Origin of the sequence: Nocardia tenerifensis NBRC 101015 (assembly GCF_000308715.1) — a bacterium.
Classification (GTDB): Bacteria; Actinomycetota; Actinomycetes; order Mycobacteriales; family Mycobacteriaceae; genus Nocardia; species Nocardia tenerifensis.
On the sequence record NZ_BAGH01000251.1, the window covers coordinates 1 to 10100 of the forward strand.

The window sequence follows — 10100 nt, forward strand, 5'->3', positions numbered from 1 at the left end:
TCAGGGGTCGCGATCCAGCGGACGCGCCCGGCGCGCGCGTGCGCGGCGAGCGCGTTTGCGCGCCCGTAAACACTTGGAAGCCTCAACAGAATCGGAGCAGCAGCCGTGACAGAGCCGAACCGTCTCGAAGTTCGTACCGCCGATCCGTACCCGGTGATCATCGGCCGCGGGTTGCTCGGCGAGCTCGTCGAGGCGGTCGGCGGCGCGACGAAGGGCGTGCGGACGGTGGCGATCTTCCATCAGCCGCCGCTCACCGAGACCGCCGAGGCGGTGCGAAAGGCGTTGGCCGACACGGGCCTCGACGCGCACCGCGTGGAGATCCCGGACGCCGAGGCGGGCAAGGAACTCGCCGTCGCCGGCTTCTGCTGGGAGGTGCTCGGCCGCATCGGCCTCACCCGCAACGACGTCGTGGTGAGCCTCGGCGGCGGCGCCGCGACCGACCTGGCCGGTTTCGTGGCGGCCACCTGGATGCGCGGCGTCCAGATCGTGCACGTGCCGACCACGCTGCTCGCCATGGTCGACGCGGCCGTCGGCGGTAAGACCGGCATCAACACCGAGGCCGGCAAGAACCTGGTCGGTTGCTTCCACGAGCCCGCCGCCGTACTGGTCGACCTGGTCACCCTGGAGACGGTGCCGCGCAACGAGATCGTCGCGGGCATGGCCGAGATCATCAAGGCCGGTTTCATCGCCGACCCGGTGATCCTCGACCTGATCGAACGCGATCCCGAGGCCGCGCTCGACCCCACCGGCGACGTGCTGCCCGAGCTGATCCGGCGCGCGATCCAGGTCAAGGCCGATGTCGTCGCCGCCGATCTCAAGGAGTCCAGCCTCCGCGAGATCCTCAACTACGGCCACACCCTCGGCCACGCGATCGAGCGCCGCGAGCGCTACCGCTGGCGCCACGGCGCCGCCGTCTCCGTCGGCCTCGTCTTCGCCGCCGAACTCGGCCGTCTCGCGGGCCGCCTGGACGACGCCACCGCCGACCGCCACCGCGCCATCCTGGAGAGCGTCGGCCTACCCACCACCTACGACGCCGACGCCCTCCCCCAACTCCTCGACACCATGCAAACCGACAAGAAGACCCGCTCCGGTGTCCTCCGCTTCGTCGTCCTCGACGGCCTGGCCAAGCCGGGCCGCCTGGAAGGCCCCGACCCCACCCTCCTCGCCGCCGCCTACTCCGCCATCCTCCGCGAAGGCACCACGAGCACCAGCATCCTGCTGTAATCGACCAACGCCGCTATAGCCAGCGCAGCCCTGCGGTAAGCCAACACAGCACCGCTGTAGCCAGCGCAGCACCGCCGAACCCGCACGGCCGCAAGGACTTCGGATGCGCCGGGCGACCCCAGCAGAAACGGCGCACCCGGGCAGTGGGTGCGCCGTTCCGTGCGCGTGCGAGGGTCGGTCAGTGCACCGCCCTGGCCGACTCGTCAACCGACAGGCGGTCTCTGGACTCGCACGGACATCTCAGCCGGCCGGGATCCACAGGTCGTACCTGCCGCTGTTGTCGTCGCGCGCGGCGCACTCGAACTGTGGGTGCCAGTTCGGCCCGTCCTTGAGGCAGCTGCCCAGGGAGACGTTCGACCCCGCGGCGATGCACTGGTAGTTCCACTTGGGCTGCGGCGAGGAGCAGCCATCGAACTTCGCCGACGCCTGTCCGCCGAAGACCACCGCGGACGCGGCGACCGCCATGGCGGCGGCTACCCCGATTCGAATCAACACAGCCATTCCCCCTCCCGTCGAAATACCTTGGCGAGCAAGATATTACCGACGTTCGAGGCGTCAACGAAGAGCACAGGCGCCTGTCACCGCACATTGGCAGCGACACGTCTAAGTTGGCAGTCGCACGCCCAAATTCGGCAGACAACGCAAAGATGCCGACCGAATGAACCCTCGTACGATCCCGTCAGACAGCCGTCTGCGCCGGAGCCCGCTTACCGCGCGTCCGATCCGCGAGAATCCGCCCGAGCCCGACGCCGATGAGCGCGGGAACGAAGACGAGCAGCACGATGAACGCGGCCGACGCGGTCAGTTCGAAGAGAATGCCGTTGTCACCGAGGTCGAACTTGGGCAACCAGTCGATGATCCAGGAGACGAGTCCGCTGCCGAGCCCGGCCACCACCGCGGCCTTCAGCCATCGCAGGGTCAAGTCGGTGCCGCGCTCCGGATCGGGCTCGGCCGTGCGATCACTGCGACCGTCGAGCAAACCCCAGCACAGGACGGCGCCGACGAGCAGGATCAGGCAGAACATCCGCATCCAGACCCCGTGCGTCGGCCAGTTCACCATCGCGAACCCGAGCACGGCGCGCAGCACCACGACCAGCGCACCGAGCGCGACGCCCCGCAACACCCAAGCATTCATGCGCACCACCATAACCCCGCCCATCGCCGAACAAAACTAGAACCGGTATCAGTTAGAGGTCTGGAGCGCCTCGGCGAGCGCCTCGGCCATCTCCGCGCGCGGCGCCGGCCGCCCGGTGAACTGCTCGACCTGCCCGTAGGCCTGATTGAGCAGCATCTGCAAACCGCTGATCACCGTGTGCCCGGCGCGCGACACCGCGGCGGCCAGCGGCGTCGGCCAGGGGTTGTAGATCGCGTCGAGCACGACGGGCGCCATGGCGACGGCGTCCGCGACGATCGCACCGGCCTCGGCCGGGATCGTGCTGACCGCGACGTCGGCCCGTTCGCAGAGCCCGGCGAGCGCGTCGGGGTCGAAGCTGGTCACCGCCGCGTTCATGCCGAGCCGCTCGGCCAGATCCAATGCGCTGCTCGCCCGGCCGGAGTCGCGGGCGATGACCGTGACCGTCTTCGCGCCGAGTTCGGACAGCGCGAGCAGCGCGGGTCGCGCGGTCCCGCCCGCGCCGAGCACCACCGCCTCCGACACCTCGGTCACGCCACCGCCGCGCAGCGCGCCGATGACGCCGTCGACGTCGGTGCAGTCGGCCCGCCAGCCGCCCTCGCGACGGACGAGCGTGTTGGCCGACCCGACGAGCACCGCCCGCTCGGTGCGCTCGTCGGCGTAGGCCAGCGCGGCCTCCTTGCCCGGCATGGTCACCGAGAGCCCGACCCACTCGGGCCCGAGCCCGTCGACCAGTCCGGGCAGCTGTTCGGCCGTGCATTCGATGCGCTCGTAACTCCAGTCGAGCCCGAGCGCGCGGTACGCGGCCAGGTGCAGTTGCGGCGAGCGGGAATGCGCGATGGGCTTGCCGAGCACCGCCGCCCTGCGCTCGGCGGACACCACCCCAGGCTCACCGGACACCACCCCAGGTTCACCGGCCCCCGCCCCGGGTTCAGCGGCCCCCGCCCTGCGTTCAGCGCCCACTGTCAAGAATCCCGCTGGCCTGCGCCTGCTGGATATAGCGCTGATGCTGCTTATAGTCGTCGGTGAACAGCGTGGTGCCCTGCTTGTCGACGGTCACGAAGTACAACCACGGCCCGACCTCCGGATTCTCCATGGCGCGCAAGGCGTTCAGCGAGGGCGCGGAGATCGGCGTCGCGGGCAGGCCGGACATCGCGTAGGTGTTCCACGCGGTCTCCCTGGCCCGGTCGGCGTCGGTGGTCTGCACCTCGGTGCGGTCCAGCGCGTAGTTCACCGTGGAGTCGAACTGCAGCATCTGCTTCTCCCGCAGCCGATTCACGATCACCCGCGCCACCTTGCCCATATCCTGCGGCTTGGCCTCGCGCTCGACGAGCGACGCGGCGATCAGCGTCTGGTACGGCGTCAGCTTGGTCTCGCCGCCGGACTGCAGCAGGCCGGTGGATTCGTAGCTCTTGGCGCTCGCCGTCAGCACCTGGCGCAGCATCTGCTCGGGCGTGCCGCTCGGGTCGAAGTCCAGCGTGCCTGCCATGATCAGGCCCTCGAGCTGCCTGGTCCGGTCGGGGCAGTCCCTGACGTTCTGCGCGGCCCAGGCGGGCACGCCGAGCGCGGCCAGGTCGACGCTGGCGCCCGCGGCGTCGAGTTGTTCGTAGGTCACGCACTTCTGGGTCGGGCCCGCGCCGATGCAGCTGGCCTCGGCCATCATGCGGTAGATGCCGTCGGTGCGCCGGCCGGTGCCGACCTCGAACTGGTCGTGCAGCAGTCGCCCCTCGGGAATGACGAGGTTGCCGACCCTGGCCTGCTTACCCGTCAGGGCCGTCACCGCCTGCGCGGCGGGGCTGTGGCTCGGGATCGCGTAGAAGCCGGGCTGCACCGACTGCATGTTCGAGTTGCGCACGGCCGCTTCGATGAACGCGGCGGTGCTGGCGACGACGCCCTTCTCCTTCATGCTCGTCGCGATCTGCTGCGAGGTGTCCCCGTCGTGCACCTGCACCACGACCAGCGGACCGCCCGGTCCGGCGAAATCCTCGGGCGGGCCGAGCTTCTCGATCAGTTTGACCCCGGCGAACACCGCCGCTCCGGCGAACAGAATCACGAAGACGCCGCCGACGAGCCACATGGTGCGCCTGCGCCGCTTGCGCTCCTGCGCTTTCCGCGACGCCACGCGAGAACGCTTGCCGCGCTGGGCGGTCCGCGAACGCCGGCCGCTCTCCTCGGGTTCGTCGTCCTCGTGCCGCGCCGATTCCCGGCGGCCGACGCGCGTGCGCTGGGCGGCCCTGCGCTCCGCGTCGGGGCGCGGACGGGGGCGCGGGGCGGGCTCCGGCGGGTCCATGTCGTCGGTGTAGCGCGGGATGACCGTCGTGTCGTCCTCGTAGTCGTCCCAGTCGTCCTGCTCCCGGCCGACCACGCGGTTGGTCTGGCCGCGCGTGTCTCTGCTGTTCTGCCCGCCCCAGGCGCGGTCGTCGCGCCGGTAACGCCGATCAGCTTCGCGCTGTCGGTACCGTTCCTCGGCCCGCGCCCATCGATCCGTCATGCCTCGCCCTCGGACGACGCAGGGCGCACCGCTTCAACCGACCTCAACACCGCACTCCGTTCGTCCAACCATCCTTGCAGGATCGAGACGGCCGCCGCCTGATCGATCACTTGCCGCTGGCCACGCGCGCGAACTCCACTGTCCCGCAATGCGCGTGCAGCTGACACCGTAGTCAAACGTTCGTCGGAAAGTCGTATAGGCACCGGCGACACGACCATTCGCAACTCATCGGCGAATGCGGAGGCAATAGTAGCGGCAGAACCCTTCTCCCCGCGCAATGTTCGGGGTAGACCGACGATTACCTCGACGGCCTCGTACTCCCGCACAATTTCAGCAATCCTGGCGATATCGGCCGCGGGGCCGACCGAGCGTTTGTTCGGCTTCGCGCGCGGCACGGTCTCCACGGGCGTGGCGAGCACACCGTCCGGGTCGCTGGAGGCGACGCCGATGCGGACGCTGCCGACATCGATGGCGATGCGCCTGCCGCGACCCGGGTCGGTGTCGGGGTGCGGCCGGTCGGCGCCGTGCGGCGCCGACCTCCGTGGACTGTCGGGGTCGGCCGCCTCCCGGCCGCCACCCCCTTCGGAATCGCTGGGCGAGTCCATCATTTCGCCGATTCGGCCACCCGCGCGCGGACCGCGGCGAGACCGGCCGGGATGCCCGACGGATCCGAGCCCGCGCCCTGCGCCATCTCCGGCTTGCCGCCGCCACGCCCGGCGATGCTCGGGCCGAAGGCGGCGACCAGATCGCCCGCCTTGAAGCCGAGATCCTGGGCGGCCTTGTTCACGGTCACCACGAACGGCACCTTGCCGTCGGCGTTGCCGAGCAGCACCACGACGGCAGGCTGCGTGCCGAATCTGCCGCGAATATCGGTGGCCAGCGTCCGCAGGTCGCCCGCGGGCACGCCCTCGGGCGCGGCGACCGCGACGAGCAGCACGTCACCGATCCGCTCGGCCTCGTCGACGAACTTGCCCGCCGACGCCAGCACCGCGGCCATCTTGGTGCGTTCGAGCTCCTTCTCGGCCACCTTCAGCCGCTCGACCAGCTGCTCGACCCGCGCGGGCACCTCCTCCGACGGCACCTTCAGCGAGGAGGCGACGCCGGCCAGCAGCGCGCGCTCCTTGGCCAGGTACTGGTAGGAGTCCAGGCCGACGAAGGCCTCGACGCGGCGGATGCCGGATCCGACCGACGACTCGCCGAGCACGGTGATCGGGCCGATCTGCGACGAATGCTGCACGTGCGTACCGCCGCACAGCTCCATCGAGAACGGGCCGCCGATCTCCACCACGCGCACCTCGTCACCGTAATTCTCGCCGAACAACGCCATCGCGCCCATCTCCTTGGCCTTGGCCAGGTCGGTCACGAAGGTGTTCACCGGGTAGTCCGCGCCGACCGCGTCGTTGGACACGGCCTCGATCTCGGACTTCTGCTGCTCGGAGAGCTGGCCCTGCCAGTTGAAGTCGAAGCGAAGATAGCCGGGCTTGTTCATCGAACCCGCCTGCACCGCGTTCGGGCCGAGGATCTGGCGCAGCGCGGCGTGCACCATGTGCGTGCCGGAGTGGCCCTGGGTGGCGCCCCGGCGCCAGGCCGGATCCGCTTGCGCGAGAACGACATCGCCCTCGGTGATCTGCCCCTGCTCGACGGTGGACTTGTGCACCCACAGCTTCTTGGCGATCTTCTGCACGTCGTTGACGCGCAGCTTCACGCCAGAGGCGGTGATCGAGCCGCGGTCGGCGATCTGGCCGCCGGACTCGGCGTAGAGCGGGCTGCGGTCCAGGATGACCTCGACGTCCTGACCGGCGGTGGCGACGGGAACGCGCACGCCGTCGGCGATCAGCGCGAGCACATGCGCCTCGGAGGTCAGCTCGTCGAAGCCGGTGAACTCGGTGGCGCCGCGGTCGACCAGCTCCTTGTAGACGGTCAGGTCGGCATGCGCGTGCTTGCGGGCCTGCGCGTCGTCCTTGGCCCGCTTGCGCTGCTCGGCCATCAGCGAACGGAAGCCCTCCTCGTCCACCGACAGGCCCGCCTCGGCGGCCATCTCCAGGGTGAGGTCGATCGGGAAGCCGTAGGTGTCGTGCAGGGTGAAGGCGTCCGAGCCCGCGATCACGTTGCCGCCCTTGGACTTCACGGCGGAGGCCGTGTTGTCGAACAGGGTCGAGCCGGTGTTCAGCGTCTTGAGGAACGCGGTCTCCTCGCCGACCGCGACCGTCTCGATGCGCCGGAAATCGGTGGCCAGCTCCGGGTACGACGGCGACATCAGGTCGCTGACGACCTTCATGAACTCGCCCATCACCGGCTTCTCCGCGCCGAGCAGGCGAGCCGAGCGCACGATGCGGCGCAGCAGACGGCGCAGCACATAGCCGCGGCCGTCGTTGCCCGGGTTGACGCCGTCGGCGATGAGCATGGCGCCGGTGCGCGCGTGGTCCGCGATCACCCGGAACCGCACGTCGTCTTCGTGCGTGACGCCGTAGGACCGGCCGGTCAGCTGCTCGGCCTTGTCGATGATCGGGCGCAGCAGATCGGTCTCGTAGACGTTGTCGACGCCCTGCAGCAGAAACGCGACGCGCTCGATGCCCATGCCGGTGTCGATGTTCTTCTTCGGCAGCGGGCCGAGGATCTCGAAGTCGTCCTTGCTGGTGCCGGCGCCGCGCTCGTTCTGCATGAACACGAGGTTCCAGATCTCGAGGTAGCGATCCTCGTCGGCCTCCGGGCCGCCCTCGACGCCGTACTCGGGGCCGCGGTCGAAGTAGATCTCCGAGCACGGGCCGCACGGGCCGGGGATGCCCATGGACCAGTAGTTGTCGGCCATGCCGCGCCGCTGGATGCGCTCGGCGGGCACGCCGACCTCCAACCAGATCCGCTCGGCCTCGTCGTCGTCGAGGTAGACGGTGGCCCAGAGGCGCTCCGGATCGAAGCCGTAGCCGCCGTCCTCGACGCTGCCGGTCAGCAGCGACCAGGCGAAGGTGATCGCCTCGCGCTTGAAGTAGTCGCCGAAGCTGAAGTTGCCCGCCATCTGAAAGAAGGTGTTGTGCCGGGTGGTGACGCCGACGTTCTCGATATCACCGGTGCGCACGCACTTCTGCACGCTGGTCGCGGTCGCGTACGGCGGGGTCTGCTGACCGAGGAAGAACGGTACGAACTGGACCATGCCCGCGTTGACGAAGAGCAGGTTCGGGTCGGCCAGGATCAGCGAGGCACTCGGTACCTCGGTATGCCCGGCACGGACGAAATGGTCCAGGAAGCGCCGTCGAATCTCGTGGGTCTGCACGGATATCCAGCCTACCGGTGCGGTGCACGTGGTTTTCCATCGACCGGGGTGGTGTGGACCACCGGCCTCGGCGTCTACTTGCCGCGGATGATCCGGCGCAGTTTGTCCACCCGGGGGCCGACCTCACGCTCGTTGCCGTGGTCGGTGGGCTGGTAATAGTTCACGCCGACCAGCTCGTCCGGCGGGTACTGCTGGGCGAGCACGCCGTCCTTGTTGTCGTGCGGGTATTTGTAGCCCTGCGCGTTGCCCAGCTTGGCCGCGCCCGCGTAGTGCCCGTCGCGCAGGTGCGGCGGCACCGCGCCCGCCTTGCCCGCCGCGACATCGGCCATCGCCGCGCCGATCGCCGCGATCACCGCGCCCGACTTCGGCGCGCTGGCCAGGTGAATGGTGGCCTGCGCCAAGGCGAGTCGCGCCTCGGGCAGGCCGACCAGCTGGACGACCTGCGCGGCCGCCGTCGCGGTCTGCAACGCCGTGGGGTCGGCCATGCCGATGTCCTCGCTGGCGTGGATCATCAGCCTGCGTGCGATGAACCGCGGGTCCTCGCCCGCGGTGAGCATCCGCGCCAGGTAGTGCAGCGCGGCGTCGACGTCCGAGCCGCGGATCGACTTGATGAACGCGCTGATCACGTCGTAGTGCTGGTCGCCGGCTCGGTCGTAGCGGACGGCGGCCTTATCGACGCTGGCCTCGACGAGCTCGACGCCGACCGTGCCGTCCAGCGACGACTCGGCCGAGGCCTCGAGCGCGGTGAGCGCGCGGCGGGCGTCGCCGCCTGCGATGCGCACGATGTGGTCCAAAGCCTCGTCGGAGACCGTGTACTGGTCGGCGAGGCCGCGTTCATCGTGGATCGCGCGCAGGAGCACCTGGCGGATGTCGTCTTCGGTGAGCGACTGCAATTGCAGCACCAGTGAGCGCGACAGCAGCGGCGACACCACGGAGAACGACGGGTTCTCGGTGGTCGCGCCGACGAGCAGCACGATCCGGTTCTCCACCGCGGCGAGCAGCGCGTCCTGCTGCGTCTTGGAGAAGCGATGCACCTCGTCGATGAACAGCACGGTCTGCTCGCCCGCCGTCAGCCTGCGCCGCGCCACATCGATGACCGCGCGCACCTCCTTCACCCCCGCCGACAGCGCCGACAGCGCCTCGAACCGGCGGCCGGTGGAGTGCGAGATCAACGACGCGAGCGTCGTCTTCCCCGTACCCGGCGGACCGTAGAGCAGCACCGACGCCGCCCCCGACCCCTCGACCAGCCGCCGCAGCGGCGACCCCGGCCCCAGCAGATGCTGCTGCCCCACCACCTCGTCCAACGACGCGGGCCGCATCCGCACCGCCAACGGCGCGCCGGCATCCCGCCGCACCACATTGTCGATGCTGTGCTCCGCATGCACGCCCTGACCGGGCACGTCGAACAGGCCGTCACTCACGACGCCCAACGTTACCCACGCCCACCGACACCCCGCGCCCCACCTGACCCGCGCTGTCGGTGGTGCGGGTTCACCCGGCCACAGGTGCACCTTCTGGGCGTCGCACTCTCTTTCGGGATCCGCACTCGCTATAGGACCCGAGAGTCGGTGCGGATCCCGAGAAAGAGTGCGACGCGTGGCGCGGGAGGCGCGATCCTGGGCACAAGGCGAGACAGCTTGACGCGTGGACGCTGCGCGCGGGTGGGCAAAGCGCGGGTTGAGCGAAGCGCGGGTTCCACAGGCGCACCCTCTGAGGCGCCGCACTCTCTTTCGGGATTCGCACTCGCTATAGGGCCCGAAAGTGAGTGCGCATCCTGAGAAAGAGTGCAACGCGTGGCGCGGGAGGCGCGAGCCTGGGCTCGAGGCGAGACAGCTTGACGCGTGGACGCTGCGCGCGGGTCGTAGGACCAACACCTGCACGAGCGGGCTCGGCGAAGCGCGGGTTGGGCGGGCGCCATGCGCACCTTCTCAGGCGCCGCACTCTTTCTCGAGTTCCGCACTCGCTATAGGGCCAGAGAGGTCGGT

Annotated in this window: 8 protein-coding genes; 1 reads left to right on the forward strand and 7 read right to left on the reverse strand. The window is 69.7% G+C overall.

All coding sequences use genetic code 11. The features are described from left to right. The first annotated feature begins 105 nt into the window (after window positions 1-105). The gene (aroB, locus tag ON39_RS19795; protein ID WP_040736465.1) at window positions 106-1224 is read left to right on the forward strand and encodes a 3-dehydroquinate synthase; all 1119 of its coding nucleotides are present in this window, start codon (window positions 106-108) and stop codon (window positions 1222-1224) included. A gap of 240 nt (window positions 1225-1464) precedes the next feature. Here aroB and ON39_RS19800 read toward each other — a convergent pair whose 3' ends face one another. The 7 genes from ON39_RS19800 to ON39_RS19830 all read right to left on the reverse strand — a co-directional run bounded on the left by ON39_RS19800 (window position 1465) and on the right by ON39_RS19830 (window position 9536). Continuing rightward, entirely contained in the window at window positions 1465-1725 is a 261-nt protein-coding gene (locus ON39_RS19800; protein WP_246003149.1) for a hypothetical protein, read from the reverse strand. 178 nt (window positions 1726-1903) lie between these two features. After that, window positions 1904-2359 carry a B-4DMT family transporter gene (locus tag ON39_RS19805; protein ID WP_246003148.1) on the reverse strand — a complete coding sequence of 152 codons (456 nt, stop codon included), beginning with the start codon at window positions 2357-2359 and terminating at the stop codon, window positions 1904-1906. A 48-nt stretch (window positions 2360-2407) separates the two neighbouring features. Further along, window positions 2408-3256: a shikimate dehydrogenase gene (locus ON39_RS19810; protein WP_040736478.1), complete on the reverse strand. Its 849-nt coding sequence runs from the start codon at window positions 3254-3256 to the stop codon at window positions 2408-2410. Window positions 3257-3308: 52 nt separating this feature from the next. Then, window positions 3309-4847 (reverse strand): endolytic transglycosylase MltG, encoded by a 1539-nt coding sequence (locus ON39_RS19815; RefSeq protein ID WP_040736467.1) that lies wholly within the window; start codon window positions 4845-4847, stop codon window positions 3309-3311. Continuing rightward, window positions 4844-5452 carry a Holliday junction resolvase RuvX gene (ruvX, locus tag ON39_RS19820; RefSeq protein ID WP_040736480.1) on the reverse strand — a complete coding sequence of 203 codons (609 nt, stop codon included), beginning with the start codon at window positions 5450-5452 and terminating at the stop codon, window positions 4844-4846. Before ruvX ends, ON39_RS19815 begins: the two co-directional genes overlap by 4 nt. Beyond that, window positions 5452-8115: an alanine--tRNA ligase gene (alaS, locus tag ON39_RS19825; protein ID WP_040736469.1), complete on the reverse strand. Its 2664-nt coding sequence runs from the start codon at window positions 8113-8115 to the stop codon at window positions 5452-5454. Before alaS ends, ruvX begins: the two co-directional genes overlap by 1 nt. 74 nt (window positions 8116-8189) lie before the next feature. Beyond that, complete coding sequence (locus tag ON39_RS19830; protein ID WP_051186826.1) at window positions 8190-9536, reverse strand: replication-associated recombination protein A; 1347 nt, start codon at window positions 9534-9536, stop codon at window positions 8190-8192. Window positions 9537-10100 lie beyond the last annotated feature (564 nt).